General features: G+C 39.6%; 22 protein-coding genes. 15 read left to right on the top strand and 7 right to left on the bottom strand.

Annotated features, from left to right (window positions below; all coding sequences use genetic code 11):
- The first annotated feature begins 152 nt into the window (after window positions 1–152).
- Together Q0376_RS01290 and dcuC are read left to right on the top strand one after the other, a co-directional pair.
- Window positions 153–1,409 carry a M20 family metallopeptidase gene (locus Q0376_RS01290; RefSeq protein WP_298703211.1) on the top strand — a complete coding sequence of 419 codons (1,257 nt, stop codon included), beginning with the start codon at window positions 153–155 and terminating at the stop codon, window positions 1,407–1,409.
- Between the two features lie 75 nt (window positions 1,410–1,484).
- Window positions 1,485–2,873 (top strand): C4-dicarboxylate transporter DcuC, encoded by a 1,389-nt coding sequence (dcuC, locus tag Q0376_RS01285; protein ID WP_298703209.1) that lies wholly within the window; start codon window positions 1,485–1,487, stop codon window positions 2,871–2,873.
- Between the two features lie 201 nt (window positions 2,874–3,074).
- Here dcuC and Q0376_RS01280 read toward each other — a convergent pair whose 3' ends face one another.
- The 6 genes from Q0376_RS01280 to Q0376_RS01255 all read right to left on the bottom strand — a co-directional run bounded on the left by Q0376_RS01280 (window position 3,075) and on the right by Q0376_RS01255 (window position 9,087).
- Window positions 3,075–4,790, bottom strand: coding sequence for a cell wall metabolism sensor histidine kinase WalK (locus Q0376_RS01280; RefSeq protein ID WP_298703207.1), 1,716 nt, complete (start codon window positions 4,788–4,790; stop codon window positions 3,075–3,077).
- A complete protein-coding gene (locus Q0376_RS01275; RefSeq protein ID WP_298703205.1) occupies window positions 4,787–5,485 on the bottom strand; it encodes a response regulator in 699 nt (232 codons plus the stop codon). The genes Q0376_RS01280 and Q0376_RS01275 overlap by 4 nt, the downstream gene beginning before the upstream one ends.
- 80 nt (window positions 5,486–5,565) lie before the next feature.
- On the bottom strand, window positions 5,566–6,339 hold the full coding sequence (gene pstB, locus Q0376_RS01270; RefSeq protein ID WP_298703556.1) for a phosphate ABC transporter ATP-binding protein PstB: 774 nt from the start codon (window positions 6,337–6,339) through the stop codon (window positions 5,566–5,568).
- Window positions 6,340–6,398: 59 nt separating this feature from the next.
- Window positions 6,399–7,301, bottom strand: coding sequence for a phosphate ABC transporter permease PstA (gene pstA, locus Q0376_RS01265; RefSeq protein ID WP_298703203.1), 903 nt, complete (start codon window positions 7,299–7,301; stop codon window positions 6,399–6,401).
- Window positions 7,288–8,196, bottom strand: a complete 909-nt coding sequence (pstC, locus tag Q0376_RS01260) for a phosphate ABC transporter permease subunit PstC (protein ID WP_298703202.1) — start codon at window positions 8,194–8,196, stop codon at window positions 7,288–7,290. Before pstC ends, pstA begins: the two co-directional genes overlap by 14 nt.
- 3 nt (window positions 8,197–8,199) lie before the next feature.
- A complete protein-coding gene (locus Q0376_RS01255) occupies window positions 8,200–9,087 on the bottom strand; it encodes a phosphate ABC transporter substrate-binding protein (RefSeq protein ID WP_298703200.1) in 888 nt (295 codons plus the stop codon).
- Between the two features lie 408 nt (window positions 9,088–9,495).
- On the opposite strand from Q0376_RS01255, the gene alr reads away from it, so the two are divergent.
- A complete protein-coding gene (gene alr / locus Q0376_RS01250; protein ID WP_298703197.1) occupies window positions 9,496–10,605 on the top strand; it encodes an alanine racemase in 1,110 nt (369 codons plus the stop codon).
- Between the two features lie 335 nt (window positions 10,606–10,940).
- On the opposite strand, the gene Q0376_RS01245 is transcribed toward alr, so the two are convergent.
- A complete protein-coding gene (locus Q0376_RS01245) occupies window positions 10,941–11,717 on the bottom strand; it encodes an IclR family transcriptional regulator (protein ID WP_298703195.1) in 777 nt (258 codons plus the stop codon).
- Between the two features lie 410 nt (window positions 11,718–12,127).
- Here Q0376_RS01245 and Q0376_RS01240 point away from each other — a divergent pair, with 410 nt between their 5' ends.
- The 12 genes from Q0376_RS01240 to Q0376_RS01185 all read left to right on the top strand — a co-directional run bounded on the left by Q0376_RS01240 (window position 12,128) and on the right by Q0376_RS01185 (window position 26,780).
- Entirely contained in the window at window positions 12,128–13,645 is a 1,518-nt protein-coding gene (locus Q0376_RS01240; protein ID WP_298703193.1) for a UxaA family hydrolase, read from the top strand.
- A gap of 88 nt (window positions 13,646–13,733) precedes the next feature.
- Window positions 13,734–14,513, top strand: coding sequence for an SDR family oxidoreductase (locus tag Q0376_RS01235; RefSeq protein ID WP_298703191.1), 780 nt, complete (start codon window positions 13,734–13,736; stop codon window positions 14,511–14,513).
- A gap of 12 nt (window positions 14,514–14,525) precedes the next feature.
- Complete coding sequence (fucP, locus tag Q0376_RS01230) at window positions 14,526–15,785, top strand: L-fucose:H+ symporter permease (protein ID WP_298703190.1); 1,260 nt, start codon at window positions 14,526–14,528, stop codon at window positions 15,783–15,785.
- A gap of 45 nt (window positions 15,786–15,830) precedes the next feature.
- Window positions 15,831–16,943: an L-rhamnose mutarotase gene (locus tag Q0376_RS01225; RefSeq protein WP_298703188.1), complete on the top strand. Its 1,113-nt coding sequence runs from the start codon at window positions 15,831–15,833 to the stop codon at window positions 16,941–16,943.
- A gap of 15 nt (window positions 16,944–16,958) precedes the next feature.
- The gene (locus Q0376_RS01220) at window positions 16,959–17,855 is read left to right on the top strand and encodes a dihydrodipicolinate synthase family protein (protein ID WP_298703186.1); all 897 of its coding nucleotides are present in this window, start codon (window positions 16,959–16,961) and stop codon (window positions 17,853–17,855) included.
- A 173-nt stretch (window positions 17,856–18,028) separates the two neighbouring features.
- Window positions 18,029–19,180, top strand: coding sequence for a lactaldehyde reductase (gene fucO / locus Q0376_RS01215; protein ID WP_298703184.1), 1,152 nt, complete (start codon window positions 18,029–18,031; stop codon window positions 19,178–19,180).
- A 746-nt stretch (window positions 19,181–19,926) separates the two neighbouring features.
- On the top strand, window positions 19,927–21,201 hold the full coding sequence (locus Q0376_RS01210; RefSeq protein WP_298703182.1) for an MFS transporter: 1,275 nt from the start codon (window positions 19,927–19,929) through the stop codon (window positions 21,199–21,201).
- 321 nt (window positions 21,202–21,522) lie between these two features.
- Window positions 21,523–23,577, top strand: a complete 2,055-nt coding sequence (locus tag Q0376_RS01205; protein ID WP_298703180.1) for a BglG family transcription antiterminator — start codon at window positions 21,523–21,525, stop codon at window positions 23,575–23,577.
- Window positions 23,578–23,850: 273 nt separating this feature from the next.
- On the top strand, window positions 23,851–24,480 hold the full coding sequence (locus Q0376_RS01200) for a bifunctional 4-hydroxy-2-oxoglutarate aldolase/2-dehydro-3-deoxy-phosphogluconate aldolase (protein ID WP_298703178.1): 630 nt from the start codon (window positions 23,851–23,853) through the stop codon (window positions 24,478–24,480).
- A complete protein-coding gene (locus Q0376_RS01195; protein WP_298703176.1) occupies window positions 24,480–24,938 on the top strand; it encodes a PTS sugar transporter subunit IIA in 459 nt (152 codons plus the stop codon). Before Q0376_RS01200 ends, Q0376_RS01195 begins: the two co-directional genes overlap by 1 nt.
- Window positions 24,939–25,051: 113 nt before the next feature.
- Window positions 25,052–25,333, top strand: a complete 282-nt coding sequence (locus Q0376_RS01190) for a PTS sugar transporter subunit IIB (protein ID WP_298703174.1) — start codon at window positions 25,052–25,054, stop codon at window positions 25,331–25,333.
- An 88-nt stretch (window positions 25,334–25,421) separates the two neighbouring features.
- On the top strand, window positions 25,422–26,780 hold the full coding sequence (locus tag Q0376_RS01185) for a PTS galactitol transporter subunit IIC (protein ID WP_298703172.1): 1,359 nt from the start codon (window positions 25,422–25,424) through the stop codon (window positions 26,778–26,780).
- The last annotated feature ends 9 nt before the right edge of the window (window positions 26,781–26,789 follow it).

Genomic DNA, 26,789 nt, shown 5'->3' with positions numbered 1-26,789 from the left:
TGTTTCTAATATAAAGATATAAAATGTATTTATAGGCAGTCAAAAAATACGCTATACCTAAACAGTATTTTTAATAGAAATAAAGCGCATAATAATGTAAAATGGTGAGTAAGATACTGGTGGTGAATTCATAACGCTTGGAGGTATGGTTTATGGAGATTGAAGGGCATAAGAGTGAAGGACATAAGAATGAAGGCCATACAAGCAATTCCTTCTATGAGGTAGGAAGCACTTATGGAGCGACAGAGAAAAAAATCTTAGACAGTATACAGGGATTAGCGAGTCAGTTAAAGGAAATGAGTGATTTTATTTTCGATAATCCCGAGTTAGGTCATAAAGAAGTACGGGCTCATGCATTGCTCTGTGATTTCTTAGAAGATCATGGTTTTTCTGTGAAACGTGAAGTGTGCGGTTTACAGACGGCCTTTAAGGCTGTGTATAAGAGTGCTGGTGGAGGACCTAAGATAGGGCTTTTATGCGAATATGATGCCTTAGAAGGACTAGGACATGCTTGTGGTCATCATATGCAGGGACCATCCATTGTGGGCGCTGCAGTAGCTTTAAAGGATTGTTTGACTGAACCAGCTACATTAATTGTATATGGCACACCGGCTGAAGAGACGGCTAGTGGGAAGCTTATCATGGCAAAAGATAATGTTTTCGATGAATTAGATCTGGCCTTTATGATGCATGGCAGTGATTCTACTACCGTAGATGGTAAATCATTGGCATTAAACCTTATTGATTTTAATTTTTATGGTAAAGCGGCCCATGCAGCCATTGCTCCGGATCAAGGGATTAGTGCCTTAGATGGAGTACTATCTTTTTTCAATGGCATGGAGTATTTAAGGGAACATGTGCCTGATGAGGTGCGCATGCATGGCATTATTACGGATGGTGGTAAAGCGGCCAATATTGTTCCTGAGTTTGCCTCTACACAGTGGTATATTCGAGCTCATACACGGGATCGATTAAATCAAGTATTAGAACGGGTTACACAGGTTGCTGAGGGCGCAGCCTTGCAAACAGGCACAAAGGTGGATTTGGTGACAAAGAAGGCGTATGATAATAAGTTTAATGTACCCGTGTTGAATGAACTTTTATTGGCTTATGCGCATAAGATTGGGGCACCAGATATTTCAGAACCACGTAAAAAAACTGGCTCTACGGATTTTTCTAGTGTCACTTATAGGGTGCCTGGGGCTTGCATTCGCGTAAAGTATGTGGAACGCGGCGTTTCGAGTCATTCTAAGAGATGGCTTGATTTGGGTAAGAGTGAGCAGGCGAAAGAGACAATATTAAATGGGGCTAAGATTTTAGCTTTAACGATTCAGCATATAGTACATCGTCCGGCATGCTTAAAAGCGATACAAGAGGAGTTTGAGTCTGCAAGAAGAGCAGCAAAATAGGCTTACAAGAAGAGCCGCAGAAAAGGTTTAGGTTGTTGGTGAAGTACCTGTAAATTAGTTAGGGAGGCGATGCGTATGGCACACACAGGAGGACTTTTAGGTACTATTATTGCATTGGTAGTGACATGTATTACAGGCTATTTTATTTTGAAGAAGTATAAGGCGCAGGCTGTATTGATTTGTGGTGGCTTTGTTATGATGGCCATTGCCCTTATGCTAGGCTTAGGCCCCTTGGTATCTGGCAAGGAATCCACCGGTAATATGTGGTTTGATATGTTCCGATTTGTCGATGTATTGGCCAATACGCGAACTGGTAGTTTAGGCCTTATGATTATGGTTTGTGCTGGTTTTGCTAAATATATGAACATCATAGGTGCCAGTGAGGCCATGGTTGAAGTGGCGGCTAAACCACTTCATCTCATTCGTTCACCATATATTGTATTAGGGGCGGGCTTTTTAATTGGGCAGTGTTTACATCCATTTATTCCTAGTGCGTCGGGCTTCGGGTTGTTATTGATGGTGACTATGTACCCTCTGTACATTTCCTTGGGCGTTAGCCGCACTACAGCGACGGCTGTTATTGCTACTAATGGTTGCTTGGACTTGGGACCTTCGTCAGGGAATACGATTTTAGCAGCTAAGTATTCAGGCTTAACACCAGTCGATTATTTTGTAAGCTATCAATTGCCCGTGGCCATTGCCATTAGTTTAGTTATGGTAGTAGCTCATTATTTTGTAGCTCAATATTTTGATAAAAAACGTAAATTAGGTTTAATGCCTGATGGTGAGACTGTAGTAGAAACTAGCACTAAAGAAACTAAAGATGTACCTAAGATTTACGCTATTTTACCAGCTGTACCGGTTATTTTAGTCCTACTCTTTGGTTTCTTTAAAGTAGGGGGCATTAAAATGGGGATTAATGTGGCCCTGTATATTGGTTTTGCAGCGGCCTTAGTGTGTGAGTTAATCCGGACACGAAATCTTAAAAAAGTCTTTAGTAGTATGCAAGGCTTCTTTGATGGTATGGGGGTCCAATTTGCTACAGTAGTAACATTAATTATTGCTGGTGAAACATTTGCTAAAGGCTTACAGCAATTAGGGGCTATTGATTACTTAATTGGCCTTGCTGAAAATGCCGGCTCTGGGACTACGGCTATGATTCTTGTAATGTGTGCTATTATTGGTGTAGCCACAATTGTTATGGGATCTGGGAATGCGCCATTCTTTGCGTTCTCTGCTTTTGCCCCAAATGTAGCGAATAAGATTGGTATTGAAGCGGTTAATATGCTATTGCCAATGCAGCTAACAGCAAGTATATTCCGCTCCACATCACCAATAGCAGCGGTGGTAGTGGCCGTTTCTGGTGTAGCCGGTGTATCGCCATTTGAAGTGGTTAAGCAGACAGCGATTCCACTGATCCTAGGGGCTATTACAATTCAGGTTATGACCTTTTTGATGTTTTAACTAATGTAAAAGGCTAAGGTGAATTGAAACGGCTCAATTAATCTAAATAAAAACCGCTTCATGACGCAGTATGTAATATACGTCATGAAGCGGTTTATTTTTTACTTATTTAATAGGAGAGAGCGTGTATGCCTCTGATTCATTAGCTAACCTATTATACTGATTCATTAGTTAGTCTATTATTGTAATTTATTAGCCAGTTTATTCCTCTGACTCACTAGCTAGTTTATTTTTAAATTTCAATGTAAAGGTGGTTCCTTCGCCAGGTTCACTGGCTACGCTGACAGCACCTTCGTGGATTTCCATAATGTGTTTTACTAAGGATAGGCCAAGGCCACTACCTTCTCGCTTGCTATTGCGGCTTTGATCTGCCTGGTAGAAGCGTTCAAATATGCGGGCCTGTTTATCTTTGGCAATGCCAACGCCCTCATCAGTAACGGTAATAATGGTTTGTAATTCATTGGGCTCAACCTTAACCGTTATATGATTGTCGATGCCACGGCTAAATTTGATAGCATTGTCAAAGAGATTGATAAAAACTTCTTCAACTAATTTAGTGCAGAGTGGCAAATTAACTTCAGGACCTACAATGGAAATCGTAATATTTTTACCCTGCCGCTTGCCTTCCAACAATTGCCAAGCGGTGTGAATGATGCGACGAAGGGGGCTTATTTCAAAGGTAATTTCAGAATGCTCATCTTCAATGCGCGATAATTTCAAAATCGTATTGATTAAATCTTGCATATGAAGGGCTGCTTCGTGAATATAGCCACCCAGTACAGTGGCCTCCTCTTTAGATGGATACATGCCATTAGCTAAGATTTCAGAATAACCACTAATTGTAGTAAGCGGTGTTTTTAGTTCATGACTCACATTGGACGTAAATTCATGACGGCGTTGTTGCTCTAAATAGGATTGCGTAATATCTGAAATGATGATGAGCAGGCGGCCTTTATAGCGATCATCTTCTGTTATATGGAAGACAATGTGAAAGTGCTGGCCATCATTGTGGTACACATAGTCGCCACCTTGATGTTTTTTTAGGGCATTAATTACATGGCGGCGCCATTCTACATCATCAGATAAGAGCAATAGAGGTTCACCGTGAAGGGAACGCTTGGTGTTTAAAAAATCTGTGGCATGATTATTATATACAATGATGGTACCGTCGAGTTCAGCGAGGAGTAAGCCATCATTCATTTCTTCCATAATGGAACGCAATGTATTCTTTTCACCACGCAGGCGAAGAATCATGGTTTCTAATTCTTGGCGCTGAAAGGAAAGACGCGATAAAAGAGGCGTAATTTCATTATATGCTTCATCAATAACAGGTTGTGTGTCACTGTTGGAGGTCCAAGCCTTTACAATTTCTTCAATCGGATAAATCGCTTCAGATGTCCAACGGCGCGCCACTAAGTAACAACCACCAGTTAAGATGAGGAACAAAGCGATAAAGCCAGGGGCCGCATCTAAAATGACTTTATAAACGGTAGAACCTGTACGCGATACGCGGAGAATGGAATTATCTGGTAGGCGTAAGGCCTCGTAATAACTGATTGTATTGAGGGTGGAGGAGTCCCGTATATCGCTGCCCTCACCGTGAAGGATGGCCTCTTTAATTTCTGGGCGTTCCAGATGATTGTCCATTTCTTCCGGATCTGTTGTATTATCGTAGAGAACTTTTCCTTCATAGGAAATCCACGTAATACGCAGCGCATTATCGGTAGACTTACTTATTGTATCGAGATGCTCTTTGGTTAGTTTACCATCAGCGGCTATGATGCGAGTCTCTGTATATAGGACGGTTTTAAAATCATCTTTCCAACTATTATAGAAAAGGTAACTTAAAATAACCGTACTAAAGAGTAAACTCATCATGCCTAGACCAAAGAGAGCTCTAAAAAACTTCTTCCTCATACTTTAGTCTCCCAGCGATACCCGATGCCACGCACTGTTTTTAAGTGCTTACCGGCAGGGCCTAAATGCTGTCGCAGTGTTACAATATGCATATCTACGGTGCGGGATTCGCCTTCGTAGGAAAAGCCCCATACCACTTCCATAATGCGCTCACGAGATAGAGCAATGCCTGGATTTTCCATAAAGAAGAGAAGTAGTTCGTATTCTTTTAAGGTGAGAGGAATGACCTCACCTTGTAAGGTCACTAGGCGACTACTTTGATCTAAGACTAGATTGTCACAGACCAAAACATTGGATTTGGCTGTACTAGGGCCCTGAGCACGGCGTAATACGGCTTTGATGCGGGATACTAGCTCTACTACACCAAAGGGCTTAGAAATGTAATCGTCGGCACCATTATCTAGGCCTTGAATAATATCGATTTCTGACGTTTTGGCCGTCAACATAATGATGGGCAGGTCCTTGGTTGCTGGCGTATTACGAAGTTTTTGAAGAATGGTGAGACCGTCTTCACCTTCTAGCATAATATCCAGTAATACAAGTTGAGGCCGGCGCTCTTCGATAGCGGCCCAGAAGGGCTCACTCGATTCGAAGGTGCCGACCTCAAATCCCTGCCCTTTGAGTACATACGAGATAAGACCGCGGATGCTGTCCTCGTCTTCAACGCAATAAACTAAGGGTGGGTTGGATTTCATGGTACGCTCCTTTAACTATTCATCACGTGAATAGACTTAATGAGTACGTAAATACGATTGTGATAGATATTTTCTACCAATCAACCGAAGCGACCATTGATGTAGTCTGCTGTTTTTGGTTGATTTGGATCGCTGAAAATAATCTTCGTCTTATTATATTCTATCAAATCTCCCATTAAGAAGAAAGCTGTTTTGTCAGAAATACGAGCTGCTTGTTGCATATTATGAGTTACGATAACGATGGTATATTTTTCCTTTAACTCGAGAGCCAATTCTTCAATTTTAGCCGTAGAAATAGGGTCAAGGGCACTTGTTGGCTCATCCATGAGGATAACTTCAGGTTTAGTTGCCAGTGTTCTAGCAATACATAAACGTTGTTGTTGACCACCGGAAAGGCTAACGGCACTTTTCTTAAGACGGTCTTTTACTTCATTCCAAAGGGAGGCACGTTGTAAACTTTCTTCAACGATTTGATCGAGATCCGTTTTGTTAGTGATGCCTTGAAGGCGTGGGCCAAAGGCTACATTGTCATATAAGCTTTGAGGGAATGGATTTGGCTGTTGGAATACCATGCCTACGCGGTGACGAAGTACGATAGGTTCAATATCTTTGTAAATATCGTCCCCTTCGAGGCAAACACGGCCCTTAACAGTAATATCTCCTTCTAGGTCGTTCATGCGATTTAAAATACGTAAAAAAGTAGATTTACCACAACCGGAAGGTCCGATAAGTGCAGTGATTTCATTCTTTTTAATATTCATATTAATATTTTTTAATGCATGAAAGGAACCATAGAAGAAGTTTAAGTCTTCTACAGTAAAAGCATTAGCCAATGCTTCTTGAGCAACGGCCATACCTTGTACAGCACTAATAGATTGCGGATTTGTAGATAAGGCTACATTAGATAGTTCCATTATTTTGTATCTCCTAAATTTTTACGATTTAAATAACGACTCAGAGCACGAGCTCCAATACTGAATATAAAGACTAAGGCTAATAATAAGAGGGCACTTAGATTCGCCATTGCACTGGCGTGAGGGTCAAGGGACTCACTGCGGGAGGCCCAGATTTGTAAGGATAAGGTTTCACCAGAACGGAATGGGTTAAAGGCATTAGTTGGGGATGTAATATCTGTGTTACTCCAATTAATGTCAGTACTCATACCAGCAGTGAACATTAATGCGGCGGCTTCACCGAATACGCGCCCTGCTGCTAAGATAATGCCGGTAATAATAGCAGGAAAAGCAGCTGGAAGTAATACGCGGCTGATGGTTTGCCATTTAGTAGCACCTAGACCATAGCTACCTTTAGCATATGATACAGGGAGTGCGCGAAGGGCATCTTCTGTAATTGTCGCAATTAAAGGCAAAGTCAAGATGGATACGGTTAAAGCACCAGCGAAAAGATTCCATTGGGAGTTAGTCATGATGATGAATACTAAGTAACCAAAGAGACCAACTACGATGGAAGGAAGTGAAGACAACGTTTCAATGGAAATGCGCAAGATTTTTTGGCTGCGACCATTGGACGCATATTCTGCCATATAGATACCAGCGCCGATGCCAAGAGGCACGCTAATTAATAGAGATAAGAATACTAGATAGACTGTATTGAATAATTGATTGCCGATGCCTGTAGGTGAGAATTCCAATAAGGACGGCTGAAAATCAATTAATGCTGAGTAGGCAATGTAGCCTACAAAGGATAAAAGTAGTAATAAGGTGGCCCCAGCTAAGGCATGTAATGACAGCGTGATAAGGCGATCATTTGTTAGGGCACGGCGCCGAGGCGTTGGAATAGCTTTACTTGCTTGCAAGGGACGCGCCTCCTTTACTGGAAATATAGCGAATTAATAAAATGAAGAATAAGGAAATAACAAAGAGTAAAAGAGCCATAGACCAAAGAGCGAAATTGTACTCGCTGCCTTCCATTGTGCCCCCCATATCAGCGGCGATGGCACCAGTTAAGTTAACTGTAGGTGAAAGAAGTGAAGTAGGTAGGGCTTTCATTTTACCGATTACCATGGCAACAGCTAAGGCTTCGCCGAAGGCTCTTGCAAGGCCTAAGATAATGCCAGCTAAGATGCCATGCTTAGCTACTGGTAAGACAATTTTGTAAATTACTTCCCAACGAGTAGCACCAAGGCCATAAGCACCTTGACGATAGGTTTTTGGTACACTATTTAAGGCGTTCATTGTAACCGATGTGATGGTTGGGAATATCATAATGGCTAGTACGATAGAGGCAGCTAATACAGAGAAACCACTATCAGAACTAGTGTAGCGTTGAATAAAAGGGACTAAGATGGTAAGACCTAACCAACCATAGATGATGGAAGGAATACCAACGAAGATTTCAATAACTGGTTGCCAGAAACGGCGACCTAAGGACGGTGTAATTTCTGCCATATAAATAGCAAGGCCAATACTTACTGGCGTTGCCATTAATAGGGCGAGTCCGCAAGTAATAAGGGACCCGACGATGAAGATGGCAGCGCCGACTTGGCCACCACCGTCTAAGGTGTCTTGTGGTTTGAAAGTAGTACTAAATAAGAATTCTGAAATACTATGTCCATACGTTGTGAAGGTGCCTGTGCCACGATAGATTAGGAAAAAACCTATCGCTATGGTAAGAAGGAGCAGGCAAAAGCCTGCTCCTTGGATCACATGGCGCCAGATTCGATCATTTCGAAGTGTGCTTTCAATGTTCATCCTTTATTTCCCCGTTTTAACTTTAGCTGCGATACCATAGCCTTTGCCTTCAAGGATTTTGCCGAATTCATCGGACATAATGAAGTCTAAGTAGGCTTTTTGAACTGCATCTGGTTGACCTTTAGTATACATGTGTTCATAGCCCCATACTTTGTAAGTGCCATTGTAAGTGTTTTCTAGAGTTGGTGCTACGCCGTCAATGGAAAGTGGAGTTACGCTTGTGTTATTTAATAAGTAAGGTAATGCTACATAACCGATAGCACCTGGTGTGTTAGAGATGCTTTGGATAAGAGCGCCGGAATCATCAGTTTCTAGAGACTTGTTAGAAACTTCTTGGTTGTTGTTAAGTGCGAATTCAGTGAATAGAGCACGTGTACCAGATGTGGAAGGACGAGTTACAAGAACTACATTAACGTCTGGGCCACCTACTTCTTTCCAGTTAGTTACTTTACCAGTGAAGATGTCGATTAATTGTTGTTGTGTTAAGCTAGATACAGCAGCGCCAACTTCTTTGTTAGCTACAGCTGCTACAGTTACAACTGCTACTTTATGGTCAACGAGTTCAGCCGCTTTTTCTTTTGGAAGTTTAGTTTCTGCTGCTACGTCAGAATTACCAATGTTTACAGTGCCATCAGAAACTTGTTTTAAACCAGTACCAGAACCGCCGCCATTGAGTACGATGGATACATCAGGATTTTTCTTTTTGAATTCAGCCGCTGCTTCTTTAGCCAATGGAAGTAAAGCTGAAGAACCAGACGATGTGATTGTTCCTTTTAGGGCTTGACCGACTCCTTGTTGTGCCGTGTTGCCGCTATTGCCACAACCCATTAACCCTAGAGTTAGTAAACCTGCCATGGCCAAAACTGATAATGCTTTCAAGTTGAATTTCATTTCTTCAATGCCTCCTGTAAAATTGAGTAAGTGTTTACATTCTTAACTTGTGCATTCAGTATACACAAAGTTTGTAAAGTTTCTACTCCATAGTTTGTAAAGCTTTTGTAAAATGACAAAACATCAGGAAAAATCATGCTATCAATGCATTTTGGGTATATTTTGGCCTATATATATTATAGGTAAAATATAGTAGGTAGTTAGGGACTATATGTAAAATCAATGTATTAAATAGTTTGCGAATTGTAAAAGGTACACTGTGAATGCACATGGTATGGGCAGTGTATGCTAATTTTGTAATGTAAATTCTAGAGCTTGTCTTACATTCTTTTACAAAAAATAGTTGAGTATTTAATCCTTAGAGGTATACAATAGGAACGTACTAAAAGTTTTAATTTGAGGTGACTTATGAGACCGACCCATTTAAGAATAGATACTGCTGTTTTGCGCGAAAATTTGCGCCGCATAAAAGATAGTTTGCCAGAATGGAGTTCTGCTACGGCTGTAATCAAAGCCAATGGTTATGGTCATGGCAGCGTCATGGTAGGACGTATTGCTGTGGAAGAAGGGTATGAATCCTTAGCTGTAGCCTTTCCTGAAGAAGCTTTGCCACTTCGGCGGGCAGGCATTAATTTGCCTATTTATTTATTGGGGATCACATTGCCCCAATCCTATGATTTAATTGTGGAAGGCCATTCCATTCCGGCTATTTCAGATTGCACGGATCTAGAGGCTCTGGAAGCCTGTGCAGTGCGTCATGATGTAATCATTGATTGTTGTATTGCTGTAGATACGGGGATGCACCGCATAGGAATTCATCCTGACGAGGCCCTTGATTTTATGGCTAAAGTAGAACGTTTCCCACATTTACGTGTGGATGGGTTCTTCTCACATATGGCTAATGCAGATAGTGCTGATAAGACAAGTGCTCATAAGCAAACAGCAGCATTTCGGCATATGGTAGAAATGGTGCGAGCACATCGCAGTGAACCATTCCGTTTCTCCTTGGCCAATAGTGCTGGTTTATTAGATGTAAAAGATAGTTTGTTTACTGATGCACGGCCCGGTATTATTCAATATGGTATTATGCCTTCTTTGGATGTGCCTAATCGCTTAGGACTTAAGCCTGTATTGAGCTTTCACAGTAAAGTTGTGCATGTGCAGCATTTAAAATCAGGTGAACGCATTGGTTATGGTGGCACTTATATGACAAATCGCCTTACTACTGTTGCGACGGTACCAGTTGGTTATGGCGATGGGTATCCTCGAAGCCTTTCGAATCGAGGGGCAGTATTGATCAATGGATACCGTTGCCCTATTGTAGGCCGGGTTTGTATGGACCAGCTTATGGTGGCCATGCCTGAAGGAGTGCCCGTACAGCCAGGTGATGAAGTGGTGCTCCTAGGGACTCAAGGGGAAGAAAGTATTACGGCTTTAGAAATCGCCACTTTAGTGGGGACGATTCCGTATGAAATCTTCTGCGGATTTTCTGAACGAGTACCGCGCATTTATGTGTAAGAGTATACAACATCTGCGGTGTTTTCTGAACGAGTACTGCGCATTGATGTGTAGAAGTATGTAAAATCTGCGGTGCTTTCTGAACGAGTACCGCGTATTTATGTGTAAGAGTATACAACATCTGCTGCGTTTTCTGCGAACGAGCATGACATATTTATTAGTAACATTATATATGACATAGAAAAACTACCTTATTCTAGGCTTAGACTTATGCAAGCTTCTTACTGTTAGCTTTATAGTTTTAACAGTAGGACTTCATAAGAGTGCTTATAGAATAAGGTAGTTTTTTTATTAAAGTTAATGTCTTTATAGTAAAGGAAGACTGTAATTCTATATTAGTAATGGAAATTTTTCGTAGCCATTAATTTTTCAATAATGGTGCCATAGCGCCGAAGATTTTCTTTGATTGTTTCAATATGTTCTTGAGAGCCATCAAAAATGATGAAACTAATACTGAGAGCGGCTACAATTTTTTTATTCACCCGCAAAGGCCGTGCAATACAGCGCGCGTACTTTGTAATTTCTTCTTCTTCATAAGTGAATTCATTATTTGTATCGGCATGGATATTTTGATATAAAGCATGAACTGTAGGAAGAGTCTTTTCCGTCAGACTAGGCAATGGATCGGAAAAAAGCTCTGCTAATTGCTCTTCGCGATGGTCCATTAATAGGGCTTTACCTAAAGCCGTAGCATAGGCAGGGAGTCGTTTACCTACAGAGGAGATGAGTTGTAAGGGTTTAGGGCTAGTTACTTTTTGTAAGTACATAATTTGGCTGCCCTCTAAAACGCCTAAATGCACTGTTTCCTTACAGTTTAATGACATGATTTCCATCTGTTCCTTGATTAGATCAAGAATATCTGCTTGATGATCATAGGTGTTACCAATAATAAATGCTTGTTTACCCATAGTATATATGAGGCTATCCTCTTCACAATGTAAATAATTGGTATCTACTAATGTTTTTAATATGGGGGTTAAGGTACTTTTGGGACAGTCTAAGGTGTCAGCAATTTGCGATAAAGTAAGGCCATGACTACTGGCTATGGCTTCTAGGACTTTTACGACTCGCAAGGTCGGTTTGTGTTGATTACTATTTTGAATTGATTTCATACTAACTCCTAAATATATAGTAAATGAATTGTATGGTATGGAATATATGGTATGGAACATACCTCATGAAATATAGGGCATACAACGTATGTCATGAAATGTATGTTATGAAACATATGGCATAACATATATGTTATGAAATATATTGTACGAAAAACATGTTAATATTCGGATATACGTAATTTTGGTTTTATTTTAGCACATTAATTGATATATGCCTACTCATATGTGGAAAGTGCAAAAGTAATAGATATTTTAGCTTGCATATGCATTATTGGCAATACGTATATACGTAAATTATTGACTTATACGTATAACAAGTATAAGATTAACTCATAGAGCGTACGAAAAAAATATTAATTTACTTATATACGAATGTGTAGGCGTGTGATTATGACGGAGGTGTACGTATGAAAGGCATTCATGTGGGTGCAATTGACAATGTGGCAACAGCCATTGAACCTTTGCATAAAGGTGATGTTGTATTAGATGTAACGATTAAGGAAGATATTCCGAAGGGGCATAAATTTGCTACTGAAGCGATTGCTAAGGGCCAACCGGTTATTAAATACGACTCCCATATTGGCATAGCTGAAGTGGATATTGAAGCAGGTCAATGGGTTCATGTTCATAATATTGAAGGTGAACGCGGGCGCGGCGATGTGGACACTTCAGTTCGTCACATTGAACAAGACGGAAACCGCAATAAAGTGGTAGAACATGTAGATACAAAGTATCACTTAACAGGCTATCGTCGCCCTGATGGTAGTTTTGGCTTCCGCAATCATGTACTTGTAATTCCTAGCGTACATTGTGCTAATAAAGTAGTAGAGCGTATTGCTAATGGTGTTATGTATAGTGATACACCACGACGGGATGATACGAAGGTGGTATATGTAAGTCATCAACATGGTTGTAGTGAGCTTTCCTATGATGCAGATCAAACTACAGATGTTATTGTAGGGACGGCAGCTAATCCTAATGTGTATGCTGTATTACTTGTAGGTCTTGGTTGTGAAGTTGTGCAGGCAGAAGAAACAGCTAAAAAGATTAAAGAGCGGGCACCATATAAGCGGGTTGAATTCTTTAATATTCAAGAATGTGGCGGCACTGATAAGAGTATTAAAAAAGGTATGGAGCTTGTGAAAGCTATGCTTCAAGATGCGTTAAAAGAAACGCGTAGTGAAGGGGACTTAACTGATGTAGTACTAGGTACTGAATGCGGCGGTAGTGATAGCTTCTCAGGGCTTAGTGCCAATCCAGCGCTCGGCGTAGCCTCTGACATAGTAGTAAGCCAAGGTGGTGCCGTTATATTAGCGGAAACAACGGAACTTATTGGGGCTGAACATATTCTAGCTCAGCGCGGTGTTACACCAGAAGTACAACAGGCTATTTTAGATACTATTAAAGGATATGAAAAGGTAGTACTCGATTCTCATGCTGATATTCGCGGCGCTAACCCAAGCCCAGGGAATATTGAGGGGGGACTTAGTAGTATTGAAGAAAAATCGTTGGGGTGCATTTATAAAGCTGGGAACTCTCCAGTGGTGGCAGTAAAACCATATGCAGCACCGATTACTGATAAAGGCCTTACGTTTATGAATACGCCAGGTAATGATATTGAACAGCTTAGCGGTATGGTGGCAGGTGGTTGTAATATTTGCGTATTTACAACTGGCCGCGGGACACCAACGGGCAGTCCTATTACACCAACAATTAAAATTGCATCTAACACCTTTACTTTTGAAAATATGAATGACTCTATTGATTTAAATGGGGGCACCATTGTAGATGGTAAGAAGACGATTAAAGACGTAGGCGTTGAAATTGTCGAAGCCATAGTTACATATGGTGATGGAGAAATGACTAAGGCCGAAATTAATGAGCAAAATGACTTCTCTATTTGGCGCTTAGCTACAACAGTTTAACTTTCTTGGTTGAAAATGGCTAGGTAAGGAGCCATAGGAAATATAATTTATATATTTTGTGTAATAGTGTATTTAGGAGGAATGAATCATGGATTTGCAATTAAAAGGGAAAGTAGTTATCGTTACAGGTGGTAGCAAAGGGATTGGCAGTGGCATCACCTTATCACTTGCTAAAGAAGGAGCGATTCCTGTTATTTTAACTCGTTCACCACTTGATGATGAATTTAAAAGTCAAATAGAAGCGATTACCACAGATTATGATTTCTATGAAATCGATCTTAATGAAACCGATAAAATCAAAGGCATTGTTGATGAAGTAGCTAAAAAACGGGGCGGCATTTATGGGATTGTAAATAATGCAGGGGCTAATGACAATAAAGATTTAGACTCAACTTCCTGGGAAGACTTTGAAAAGAGCTTACATGGTAATTTAACTCATTACTATGAACTCGTTCATGCATCCATTGATTATTTGCGTGAATCAAAAGGTTCTATCTTAAACATCGGTTCTAAAACAGCACTTACTGGTCAAGGCAAAACAAGTGCGTATGCAGCTGCTAAAGGGGCTATTTTAGGGCTGACTCGTGAATGGGCTGCCGCACTTCTTGATGATGGCGTGCGCAGCAATTGCATTGTTGTAAGTGAATGCTGGACTCCATTGTATGCTAATTGGATTAAAACTTTTGATGACCCAGAAGCTCGTAAAAAAGTAATCACTGATAAGATTCCATTTGAACGCCGTTTTACAAGCGTGGAAGAAATTGCCGATACAGCGGTATTCGTATTATCACCTAAATCCTCTCATACAACAGGTCAATGGATTTTTGTTGATGGTGGTTATGTACACCTCGATCGTGCCTTAAGCTAGGAGGAAGTTATTATGAGCAGTAATTCAAATGTAGTTAATAAGGTTGTAACGAGTAGAAATATTAAAATTGCCTTTTGGTTAGTTACGTCCCTATTCTTCCTTTGGGGCTTTAGCTATGGCTTATTGGATGTTATGAATAAAAACTTCCAAAACCATCTAGGCATTACTAAAGCCGTGTCGGGCTTATTGCAAGCGGCGTATTTTGGTGGATATTTTGTTATCGCCATTCCAGCGTCAATGATAGCTACAAAATTTGGCTATAAAGGCGGGATTATTATGGGGCTTGCCCTCTATGCCTTAGGGGCCTTGCTTATTATCCCTGCTAGTAATGCGCAGAGCTTTAATTTATTCTTATTAGCTTTCTTCATCATCGCCTGCGGTCTTGGTAGTTTAGAGACAAATGCGAACCCTTATATTACAAAGCTAGGGAGTGATGAAGACGCGGCGTTCCGTATTAATATGGCCCAAAGCTTTAATGGGGTGGGTCAGTTCTTAGGACCTATCGTAGGGGGCGCTTTATTCCTCTCCCTATCTCATGGCGATGTGGACCAAAACATGTCCAATGTACAAATGGTATATGTTGGTATTGCTGTCGTTGTATTAGCGGTGCTAGTATTGTTCTTCTTAGCTAAAATGCCTGAAGGCTCTGAAGTAAGCGAAGCCGCTGGCGATAAAGCTGTTACAGCTGCTGAAGGAGATACTGGTTCTTACAGTACCTTATTTAAATATCGCCATTTTCGTTTAGGTGTTATTGCTGAATTCTTGTATATTGCTGCACAAGTTGGTGCTGGTGCTTTCTTTATTAACTATTGCGTAGAACACTGGCAAGGTCTAGGGGACCATCAAGCAGCCTACTTCTTTAGTATTGCCTTGGTAGCTTTCTTAATCGGTCGTGTAGTGACTACGCCAATTATGAAAAAAGTTAAGAGTAATGTATTATTAGCTATTTATTCCTTAATCAATGCTGGGATTATGATTGTGTTACAATTCGTACATGATTTACCAGCTGTTATCGTGCTCTGGTTATCCTTCTTCTTCATGTCCATTAGCTTCCCTACGATCTTTGCCTTATCAGTTGTGAAAATCCCTGAAAACTGTGTAAAGAAAGCGTCTAGTTTACTCATTATGAGTATCGTAGGTGGTGCATTCATGCCATTCTTTATGGGGCATATTGCTGACCAATGGGGCACAGGGGCTAGCTTCTTACTCTTAACACCTTGCTTCTTGTATGTGGCTTGGTATGGACTTAAAGGTGTTCATCAAGGTGAATAAGGGATACTGTCCTTGCTTTAGATAGCAGGAAAGGAGTTTTTACATATGTTGGAGATAGTAGATTCCCATTTTCATATTTGGGATTTAGATGTGTTGCATCTACCTTGGCTCAATTCGTGCAAAGGGATTATTAGACGCAGCTTTTCTATGGATGATTTAGTAAAAGAATATGCTAAAGCAGGCGTAGATTTTAAAGGCGGCATCTATGTTGAGGTAGACTGTGATAATGCGATAAAAGAAGATGAATATATATTCAATCTTAATAGTCCATACATTTTAGCTAAAACAATGCGCGTGCGGAATTTAAGTGGTCATGTGCGCTTGCCATCAGGAATTGTAGGGGTTCGCGAACCCCTACACATTGATACGGCACCGCGCGGTCGCTGCTTAGAGCGCAGCTTTATTGAAGGGTTGGAAGTCTTAGCGGAAAAAGGCTTAATCTTTGAAAGCTGTAATCGCGTAGAAGAGTTGCTTGATATTTATCAAGCGGCAGCTGAAGTGCCTAGCTTGAAGCTAGTGGTTAACCATTGTGGCAATGTAACGGAATTGACGCCGGCTTATAAAGAGGCTATGACCAAATTGGCTAGCCTGCCTAATGTGTATTGTAAAGTATCAGGTTTTGCGACAGAAAATAAAACGTTTGTAAAAGAGCTTTTAGATTTTATTAGTGGGACTTTTGATCATGGTAAATTACTTTATGCGTCAAACTTCCCAGTAGTGGAATTATATGCATCCTTTGACAGTCATTTACAGGCGGTACGCGAGTATTTCCAAGATGACCCAGATATTTTCTCAAAAAATGCAAAGAAATTATACAAAATCAATACGCCTCAAGTGTTTGCCAGCGTTATTAAATTGCGTCCTGAAAAAGCAGAATATTACAAAGAGCTTCATGCCAATCCATTCTCTAGTGTAAACAAAATGATTCGCGAATGCGGGATTACAAAATACAAGATTTTCAATCGCGATGATTTATTATTCTCCATCATGGTTTATGAAGGTGATGATTTTGCCTATGATATGGCTAAAATGGCGCAGGACCTAGAAACACAACGATGGTGGCGCGAAACCGATCCATGCCAGACCCGCATTGAAGGGGCCTACAAGGATGAGTGGTGGGCTAATATGGATTTAGTATATGATTTAAACAAGAAATAAAAGGGAGTTAGACCAATGAATGCAAAATATATATGTCCTATACTGACCTCTATGAATCAAGATGAGTCAGTAAACTATGAAGAAATGCATGCCTTTTATGACCGTTTAATTGAAGCTGGCCTAGATGGTGTGTTAGTAGGCGGAAGTGCAGGCGAATTCTACGCATTTTCCTATGATGAAATTAAAGAATTTATTTTAGATGCTATTTCGTATACAAAGGGTAAATGGGAAATCATTGCCGGCACAGGGCGCATGGTTAAAGCAGAGACGATTCAGCTTTCCAATGAAGTGCTAGCAGCTGGTGCTGATGCGGTTATCATCGTGGGTCCGTATTACAGTGCTTGTAATGAACAAGATGTATGGGCTTATTATGATGAAGTATTGAGCGCTATTAATGGGCCTGTGTACTTATATAATTATGCGGATCGCACAGGTTATGATGTGAGTGCTGAAATGCTCCTTTCCTTGCGTGAGAAACATGATAATTTAGTGGGCGTTAAAGACACGCATCCTGTACTTCGTCATACACAGCGATATATTCAGTTTATCAAACCTAAATATGCAGATTTTAAAATCTTTACTGGTTATGATAATAACTGTATTCCATCTGTCATTTCTGGTGGTGATGGTTGTATAGGGGCACTGTCTAATGTAGATGCAGCTATGTGTGCTAAAGTTGTAAAAGCATTGAAGGCTGAAAACTTAGGCGAACTTCAAGAGTTACAACGTCAAATTGATGCTTACTTTGCTTTCTATGAAGTACATACGCCATTTAATCCAGTTATGAAATGGGCCTTAAAGGAAAAAGGCTATCCTATGCAGGAATATTGCCGTGTACCTATTAAGCCATTAACTGAAGGTGAGAAAAAGGCCTTAGAACCAGTGGCTAATGCCTTGTGGCGTAATAAATAATTTAGTTGACGCGTAAAATAAAAAGGGGAAATTAAAAGCAGGGAAATGACCCTTTATGGTCGAATAGTATAAGTATGATGTAAGGGATAATATAAAGCAGTATTTTATCCAAGCGGTATTTTATCCAGATGACAAATCAATTTTAGTGTTACTCAATTAGGAGGCATAGCATTATGGTAAACCGTATGATTTTAAATGAAACATCTTATTTTGGCTTTGGTGCCATTCAGAAAATTGTGGGCGAGTTGAAGGCTAACAATTTGAAGAAGGTACTTGTAACTACTGACAAGGATTTAATCAAATTCGGCGTAGCTACTAAAGTAACAGCTCTTTTAGATGAAGCTGGCGTAGCGTATGAAATTTTTGATGAATTAAAAGCTAATCCAACTATTAAAAACGTGCAAGATGGTGTAGCTGCTTGTAAAAAAGCAGGTGCTGACTGCATCGTTGCTATTGGTGGGGGCAGTACCATTGATACAAGTAAAGCCATTGCCATTATTATGACAAATCCTGAGTTTGCTGATGTGCGCAGCCTCGAAGGGGTAGCAGATACTAAGAATAAATGCTTGCCTATTATTGCCGTAACAACTACATCTGGTACAGCTGCTGAAGTTACAATTAACTATGTAATTACAGACGAAGAAAAACATCGTAAATTCGTGTGTGCGGATCCTCATGACATCCCAATCGTTGCCATTGTTGACCCTGATATGTCTATGGGTATGCCAAAAGGTCTTTGTGCGGCTACGGGGATGGACGCTTTAGTTCATGCTGTGGAAGGCTTCATTACTAAGGGTGCTTGGGAAATGACGGATATGCTTCATCTTAAAGCAATCGAAATTATTTCTCGCTCCTTACGCTCCGCAGTAGCTGGCGATGCTAAAGCACGCGAACAAATGGCTCTTGGCCAATATATTGCAGGCATGGGTTTCTCCAATGTAGGGCTTGGTATTGTTCACTCTATGGCACATCCGTTGAGCGCTTTATATGATATTCCACATGGTAAAGCTTGTGCTATGATGCTTACAGCAGTACTTAAATTCAATGCACCAGCTACAGGTGAAAAATATCGCGATTTAGCTAAGGCTATGGGTGTACAAAATGTAGACGGCATGAGCAAGGAAGAGTATCAAAAAGCAGCTATTGATGCCATTCAGCAATTAGCTGACGATGTAGAAATTCCTAAGAGCCTTCTTGCGGCGGGTGTAAAAGAGGAAGATATTGCATTCCTAGCTGAATCAGCTGCTAAAGATGCTTGTACACCTGGTAATCCTCGTGACGTATCTCAAGGCGAAATCGAAGAAATTTACCGCTCCATTTTATAAGATTTGACTTAAATTAAGGTTTATATAAGGTTAGGCTTATAAGCTTATAGGACAAAACAAAGAAAGAGACTGTAATGATATGGTACTGATAGATACCTGTCATTACAGTCTCTTTTCATATTGTGAGGAAGGATTAACATGGCAAGTTAATAGTCACAATATTATGTAAAATTTTTCTCAACATAAGTAGGAGAGAGTTTTTAATATACCGTAGGCTCCTATTATAAGGTGGTGGTATTTGTATTTGAAACGCTTTCGTTAGGAATATTTGGCGATTTATGTAATAGTAGTAAAGTTAATGATATTTAATCCACTATAAATAAAACAGTCTAACGTAAGAGACGTGTTCTAAATACTTTGATACGTTAGACTTATAAAATCCGTTCTATGTAAATGAGCCTAACGTGATGGTACATTAAAAACTCTCTTTGTAATTTTATTATATCATATGTAGTTGTAGAGTCAATTAGTAGAAGACTAAAATCTTCTTGTAATACACAAAATGAAAAATTACAAATGAAAGGGACCTTTTGATTTAGGGAGCCATAGTTTTATATATTGCTTAGGCATACTGATTGATAACCAAAAGCTATATATGACTAAAATCAAGGTAAAATACTTATCATCAATTAAATTAATAACAAACTTCGTCTTTTACTGTTTTACAGAATGAACTAAGGTAGATATAATTAGCCACTGTAATGAGGTTTTATTAATAATATTTTATTGAGGAGATGTTATTAGCTATGGAGGCTAAAAAAGAAAAGCTTTGGACATTACCGTTCATGCTTGACACAGTAATTAACTTATTGGTGTTTTTGATTTATTATTTATTGATCGTAATCATTGCGGTTGTGGCAAAGGATACTTTGCATGCCACTTCAAGCCAAGCCGGTCTTGCTGTTGGTATCTATATTATAGGTACCGTAGTGGCACGTATTTTTGCCGGCCGTTTTGTAACTACCTTGGGTAGTCGTAAAGTGCTTTATGGCGGACTTTTTATTTATCTTATTTCCACAGCACTTTATTTCTACATGCCAAACTTAATTGTTCTTGACATAGTGCGCTTTATCAATGGCTTTGCCTATGGTGTTACCTCCACAGCTACTAGTACAATCGTAGCCAGTGTTATTCCTAAATCGCGTCGTGGCGAAGGCATTAACTACTATGGTTTAAGTACTAGCCTTGCCGCTGCTATTGGACCATTTTTAGGTATTTTCTTATTATCTACAACAAGTTTTAATTTTATCATCGCCCTTTGCGTAGTGTTAGTAGCACTTTGTGTAGTTGGTGCCTTTATGATGAAATATGATGAACCAGTATTTAGTGACGCTGTTTTAAAAGAAGAATCAGGACGTAAAATTTCTGATTATTTAGAACCTCGTGTTAATTCCATTACACTTGTTTCCATTTTAGTTGGTTTCGCTTATTCTGGTATATTAGGCTTTATGGCGTCTTATACTCGTGAAATTAACATGGTACAAGCTGGTACCTGGTTCTTTGTTGTGTATGCCGTTATTATTACGTTAACTCGTCCATCTCTTGGCCTATTATTTGACCGAAAGGGTGAAAACTATGTATTATACCCTTGCTTTATTTCCCTTGCTATTGGCATTTTATTATTAGCCTATGCCACAGCTAGCTGGATGATTTTACTATCTGCTATTTTTGTTGGTTTAGGTTATGGTACATACATGTCTAATGGTCAGGCCGTAGTTGTAAAAATGGTTCCATTCCATCGCATTGGGATTGCTACTTCAACCTATTTTATTGCTCTTGACTTAGGTCTTGGCTTTGGTCCCTATGCCTTAGGTGGCATTAAGGAACTCATTGGTTTTACCAATATGTTCTTACTTACCGCAGCAATTGCCATTGTAGCCTTCTTGTGCTATCACTTCTTATATGGTCGACTTCTTGGTACACTTAATGATCCATCTTTAAAAGCGCAAAAAGAAGAAATGGAAATTCGCAATCAAAATGGTGAATTTGTACCAGATATGGAAGCATCATCCCTTAACTAGAGGTATCATTATTTAACTATAAGCATTATTTCTTAACTAGAAGCATCATCAGTTAACTAAAAGTATCATCAATTAACTAGAAAATTTATCCTTTAACTATAGGAATGATTTCAAGCTAGTACGTATTACAATTACACAGCATCAAATGTCTTGGTACTTATATTAGCTTATAAAATAGTACTTTTATAAAACAAAATAAAAAATTTCAATGCCCTTGTAAGAGTTTGTTCTTCTTTTACAAGGGCTATTTGTTTATCATAAAGACAAAGATGTGAAAAGTGATATGTAAGTATGAGAAATTATCATTGTAAAGGAGGGGCCATGAATCATAGACAAGTACAAATTTTGCAGCGCATTTTAGTAGATCCGCAATTTTATACAATTAAGAAATTGGCCACCTTGATGGGTCGGACGGAACGGACCGTTTACAATGATCTTCTAGAGATTAATGATTTCTTAAGCTCCTATCAATTAGATACTATTGAGCTCAGTGAGGATAAAAGCATTTCCTTAGAACAAAGGGAAGTGCTAGATAATTTTTTGAAGAATCAATTATCTTACAAAGATTATGAACTCACTGGGGATGAACGAATCGTTCTAGTTTTTTGGGCTTTGCTAGTGACGCCGGATATAACCATTGATCGCTTAGCTGAAATTGTATTAGTATCCCGGTCTACTTTGTTAAAAGATCTCAAATTACTACGACAAAGGCTAGAAGCCTATGATATTAGCATTGTAAATAAATCGGCGAAGGGCATCGCAGTGGAAGGTGATGAGTTCGCTATTCGCAAAGCATTTTTTAATGCCTATAAATCCCATTTATTTATATTGCGGCTCTTTATTCGCGATAGTATGCCGCAGCTCTGTCCTAATATTTTAGAATTAAGCCATCAAGTATATCTTCATATTGTTGATTTGATGATGGCACAAAAATTCTTTTTCACTGAAGAATCCTTAGAGGCCTTGCGGCAATATATTTTGCTCATTGCCTATCGAGAAACTGTGACGGCGGCCCCACTGGTTATGATGGGTGAGGAGAAGCAGTCCAAAGTGCGTTATGACATGGCCAAGGCCATATTGAGCATAGTGGAAAAGGATACAGCCATATGGGAAGTACAATTATTGGCTTTCTTTTTAAATAGTCTCTATGTAGTACGCGATCGAAAGCCAGAGTTTTCCTATTTATCAATTCAATTTTTAGTGACCATTTTCTTAGAAAAAGTGTCTGATATATTGGGGTTCAATCTTATAAAAGACCGTGATTTAATTGCTAATTTAAGTAATCATATGACAGATATAGCCGAACATGGTGTGCCCGCTAATTTAGAAAACTCATCTATCCGTATTTATATGGAAAAGAATATGGATATTATTGTGAAAATAAAATCGGCCGTATCAGTGTTTGAAAATTATTTAGGTCGTAGTTTGAGTGATTTAGAAATTGCCTATATGGCCCTTCATGTATCGGCGGCCATGGAAAAGCTTACTACCTTGAATGCTGATGTGAGAGCTCTTTTAGTTTGTAACAGCGGCATTGGAACGGTGCAATTGTTGAAGGCGAAGCTACTTCGTCAATACAAGATGAAAATTGTGGACACCATTCAGGTATTTGAATTGTACGAATACGACTTAACGAATATAGACTGTGTTATAGCTACGGTGCCTTTGCCAGATTGGCTCGATAAGGAACATATTACGGTAAGTGTTAATTTACCACGAGGAGACTTTGAAAAAATTTCAGAGTTACTTCGCAAAGTAACCGATACACACAGTAGTGTGCGCCATGTAGGGGACAATCAAAAGCTTAAGAAACTTCTTCGTGACTTAGGCGAAGCTACAAAAGAATATCCTGGTTTATATGAAGCCTTAGAGGTGCCGGCCTTGACATACTGGGAAGAAGTGGAAAATAAGAAAAAACGTCTTGTTTCCGATTTTATGGATATTCATTGCATCGACCTAGATGTAGAAGTGAAGGATTGGCAGGAGGCGATTCATAGGAGTTCCGATTTATTGCTTAAGGAAGGTTATGTAGATGTGACTTTTGCCCATAATGCAGTGAAATCGGTAAATCAATATGGTCCTTATATTGTTATTGGCCCAGGCATTGCCTTTCCTCATGGTGGGTTTGAGCAGGGGGCGTTGAAAACAGGATTTTCCCTTTTGAGGTTAAAAACGCCTGTATCTGTTGAAGAGGGCGGTGCTTGTGATATTTTTATCGGCCTTAGTGCTGCCGATAGTACAAGTCATTTAAATGCGCTGTATTCACTTATGGAATTAGTAAGCAATGAGGAGTATTTAAATAAAATACGTCATGCTAAATCAAAGGACCATATACTCGCTATAACGCGCTGGTATGAAACTCATGATAATGGTTGAGACCTTGTTGGCGGCTAATACAAGTACTACTAATACAAGTGCTACTAATACAAGTGCTGCTATTACAGCTTCTCTAAGAAGGGGCAGAAATAGTATGAAGTCTGTGTACTGCATAGAAAGGGTAAAATCCATGCAATGCATAGAAAACGTGCAATCCGTGTAAGGCATAAAAAGCGTAAAACCCGTGTAATGCGTAAAAAGGGTAAAATCCGCATAATGTATAGAACATGTGCAATCCATGTAAAGCATAGACAGAGATAAGGAGGTATTTACATGAAGGTGGAGCAGTTGAGTCCTGTAACTGTAATTTTGCGGGGCTATGGGTATGATGTTGTAAAAAATGTCTGTGAGGCTATTTTGCCTACAAAACATATTCATAATATAGAAATTACTATGAATACAGAGGGGGCCATTGACTGTATTAAAAAAATCAGTGCTGAATATGGAGACCGGCTCAATGTAGGTGCTGGTACAGTGACTAATTTAGAACAGGCTGAAGCGAGTATTAAAGCAGGCGCACAATTTTTATTAGCTCCTGTGGTACTTAGTAAAAAGATTATTGATTTTGCTAAGACGAAACAGGTGGTTACAGTAAGTGGCGCTTATTCGCCTACAGAAATCTGGCAGGCTCTACAAAATGGCTCTGATGTAATAAAGGTATTCCCTATTTCTAATGTGTGTGATTCCTATTTTAAAGATGTAAAAGCACCATTAGGGGATTTTCCTTTAATGGCTGTAGGCGGCGTTAAAATCAGTAATGCAAAAGAACTCTTACAGCGTGGCGCTAGTCATTTAGGTCTAGGCGGAGTATTTTCAAAAGACGTATTAAAAGCAAATGATTTAGAGGCCATGAAGCGCGAAGCCTTAGCCTTTGATCAAGTGGTAGAGGAGGCTCTAAAGTAATGGGTTCAAAAATGTATGACAAAAGTTGTGTCTTCTTAGATGTAGAGGCCAGTAGCAATGTAGCTGCTGTACGCTGGCTGGCTGAGCAGTTGTATGAGCAGGGCCGTGTAAAGGAAGGGTATTTAACTCGCATTATTGAACGAGAAGGGGAGTACCCAACAGGTTTATTATGTGGCGATATTAATGTAGCTGTACCACATACGGAAGTGGAGTTAGTAAATCAAAAGACGTTGGGTATTGCAGTACTAAAGAATCCTGTTAAATTCCACCGCATGGATGCACCCGATGATTTAGTCGATGTTAGTGTGCTCTTCATGTTTGCCCTTACGGAAGCACATGCTCATGTGGAAATGCTCCAGAAGGTTTTTGAGTTCATTCAAGGGGACGGCAACTTAGCGGCTTTGACTAAGGCTAAGGACCTAGATGAAGCCCTTCGCGTATTAGATGAGAAGTTATAACGTAATAGATGAAAAACTATAATGCGTTGGATGGAACGCTATAACTTAATAGATTAAAGGCAATAAAGAGTTGAATATAAATAGTATTTTGTAATGTATAGGAGGAATTTATTATGAAACGTGTATTGATCGCTTGTGGTAATGGTATTGCAACTTCAACAATGGTAGCTATGAAGGTTAAAGAAGCATTAAAGGAAAAAGGCATTGAAGTAAAAGTGGAACAATGTAAATTGTTAGAAGTGCCTGCTAAGGGTGCGGATTATGATGTAGTTGTTACAACTGGTCGTTATGACAATACAACGAATCTACAGACGCCTATTATTTCTGGTATGGCTTTCTTAACAGGCATTAACAAGGCGGCTACAGTAGATGAAATTGTAAATGCATTGGGCTAATTATATTCTGTTGCAACGAGCGCGTTGCTATTGTGTGGGCTGGCTGAAGTAAGACTTCAGCCCCTAGTTTTATATAGGAGGTAGTGTAATGCAATTTTTATATGATGCGTTTCAGGCTTTGCTAAAAGCAGGCGCCTTTGTTATGTTACCTGTAATTATTACAGTGGTTGGTCTTTGCTTAGGTATGAAAATTACTCGTGCCTTTCGTTCAGGTTTGACTGTAGGTATTGGTTTTGTAGGGATTAAATTAGTTATTGATATGCTTGCTGCCAACATCGGTCCTGCTTCTAAGGCGATGGTTGAAAATTTCGGCTTGCAACTCGATATTATCGACGTAGGTTGGGGTGCCATTGCATCAGTTACGTGGGCATCGCCAATTATTCCATTATTAATTTTAACCATTTTCCTTGTAAACGTTGTGCTCTTATCCTTAAAAGCTACTGATACACTTGACGTAGATATTTGGAATTATCATCACATGGCCATTGTAGGCGTACTTGTTTACTTTGTAACAAATAATATTTTTGTTGCAGTTGCATCTGCCGCTGTTATGGCTTTTATAACATTTAAATTATCAGACTGGACATCACCTTTGGTAGAACGCTTCTTTGGTATTCCGAATGTGTCCTTACCAACAATGTCCTTCTTATCCTCTGTGGTGATTGCCTATCCTATGAATTGGATTCTTGATCGTGTGCCTGGTATCAATAAAATTAATATGGACCTTAATAAGGCACAAAAATATTTAGGTATTTTCGGTGAATCCACTATGCTTGGTTTCATTTTAGGTTGTATTATTGGCGGTCTTGCTAAATATAGCGTAGGTGCGGCTTTTAACTTAGGCGTTCATATGGCGGCCGTTATGGTGCTCATCCCTAAGATGACATCGCTTTTCGTAGAAGGTTTGATGCCTATTTCTGAAGCAGCTACTGAATTTACGTCCAAGCGCTTTAAAAATCGTAAGTTCTTAATCGGCCTTGATGCGGCTGTAGTTGTTGGCGATAGCCGTGTTATTACTACTGCGCTCGTATTGATTCCATTGACCATTTTAATGGCTGCTATTTTGCCAGGTAACCGCGTAATGCCATTCGCTGACCTCGCTGTAATTACGTTCCGTATCGCCCTCGTTGTAGCCATCGCGCGAGGCAATGTATTTAGAAGTATTTTAATGGGTCTTGTTGTAATGGCAGCAATCTTGTATGCAGGTACATTAACATCTCCAGTACTCACAGCAGTAGCAACGCAAACTGGTCTTGATTTCAAGGGTCAAATGATTTCGTCTTTTGCCTCCGTAAGTATGACCTTAAGCTTCTTAGTATATCAAGTATTTATTAATAATTTGATTATTACAGTGCCTATTTTACTAGTTGTTCTTGGCGTAGTATATTATTTTGCACAAAAAGCGTATAAGAAAGCCATTGCTAGTAATGAACAAGGCGAAGCATAAGATAGTTGA

Origin of the sequence: uncultured Veillonella sp., assembly GCF_937981445.1 — a bacterium.
In the GTDB taxonomy this organism is placed as follows: domain Bacteria; phylum Bacillota; class Negativicutes; order Veillonellales; family Veillonellaceae; genus Veillonella_A.
Note: the sequence above shows the minus strand (reverse complement) of the source record. Positions and strands in the feature narration are given on the sequence as shown.

Coding starts and splice junctions, on each gene's coding strand:
- Q0376_RS01290 (WP_298703211.1), top strand. CDS start 153: ATGGAGATTGAAGGGCATAAGAGTGAAGGACATAAGAATGAAGGCCAT.
- dcuC (WP_298703209.1), top strand. CDS start 1,485: ATGGCACACACAGGAGGACTTTTAGGTACTATTATTGCATTGGTAGTG.
- Q0376_RS01280 (WP_298703207.1), bottom strand. CDS start 4,790: ATGAGGAAGAAGTTTTTTAGAGCTCTCTTTGGTCTAGGCATGATGAGT.
- Q0376_RS01275 (WP_298703205.1), bottom strand. CDS start 5,485: ATGAAATCCAACCCACCCTTAGTTTATTGCGTTGAAGACGAGGACAGC.
- pstB (WP_298703556.1), bottom strand. CDS start 6,339: ATGGCCGTTGCTCAAGAAGCATTGGCTAATGCTTTTACTGTAGAAGAC.
- pstC (WP_298703202.1), bottom strand. CDS start 8,196: ATGAACATTGAAAGCACACTTCGAAATGATCGAATCTGGCGCCATGTG.
- Q0376_RS01255 (WP_298703200.1), bottom strand. CDS start 9,087: ATGAAATTCAACTTGAAAGCATTATCAGTTTTGGCCATGGCAGGTTTA.
- alr (WP_298703197.1), top strand. CDS start 9,496: ATGAGACCGACCCATTTAAGAATAGATACTGCTGTTTTGCGCGAAAAT.
- Q0376_RS01245 (WP_298703195.1), bottom strand. CDS start 11,717: ATGAAATCAATTCAAAATAGTAATCAACACAAACCGACCTTGCGAGTC.
- Q0376_RS01240 (WP_298703193.1), top strand. CDS start 12,128: ATGAAAGGCATTCATGTGGGTGCAATTGACAATGTGGCAACAGCCATT.
- Q0376_RS01235 (WP_298703191.1), top strand. CDS start 13,734: ATGGATTTGCAATTAAAAGGGAAAGTAGTTATCGTTACAGGTGGTAGC.
- fucP (WP_298703190.1), top strand. CDS start 14,526: ATGAGCAGTAATTCAAATGTAGTTAATAAGGTTGTAACGAGTAGAAAT.
- Q0376_RS01225 (WP_298703188.1), top strand. CDS start 15,831: ATGTTGGAGATAGTAGATTCCCATTTTCATATTTGGGATTTAGATGTG.
- Q0376_RS01220 (WP_298703186.1), top strand. CDS start 16,959: ATGAATGCAAAATATATATGTCCTATACTGACCTCTATGAATCAAGAT.
- fucO (WP_298703184.1), top strand. CDS start 18,029: ATGGTAAACCGTATGATTTTAAATGAAACATCTTATTTTGGCTTTGGT.
- Q0376_RS01210 (WP_298703182.1), top strand. CDS start 19,927: ATGGAGGCTAAAAAAGAAAAGCTTTGGACATTACCGTTCATGCTTGAC.
- Q0376_RS01205 (WP_298703180.1), top strand. CDS start 21,523: ATGAATCATAGACAAGTACAAATTTTGCAGCGCATTTTAGTAGATCCG.
- Q0376_RS01200 (WP_298703178.1), top strand. CDS start 23,851: ATGAAGGTGGAGCAGTTGAGTCCTGTAACTGTAATTTTGCGGGGCTAT.
- Q0376_RS01195 (WP_298703176.1), top strand. CDS start 24,480: ATGGGTTCAAAAATGTATGACAAAAGTTGTGTCTTCTTAGATGTAGAG.
- Q0376_RS01190 (WP_298703174.1), top strand. CDS start 25,052: ATGAAACGTGTATTGATCGCTTGTGGTAATGGTATTGCAACTTCAACA.
- Q0376_RS01185 (WP_298703172.1), top strand. CDS start 25,422: ATGCAATTTTTATATGATGCGTTTCAGGCTTTGCTAAAAGCAGGCGCC.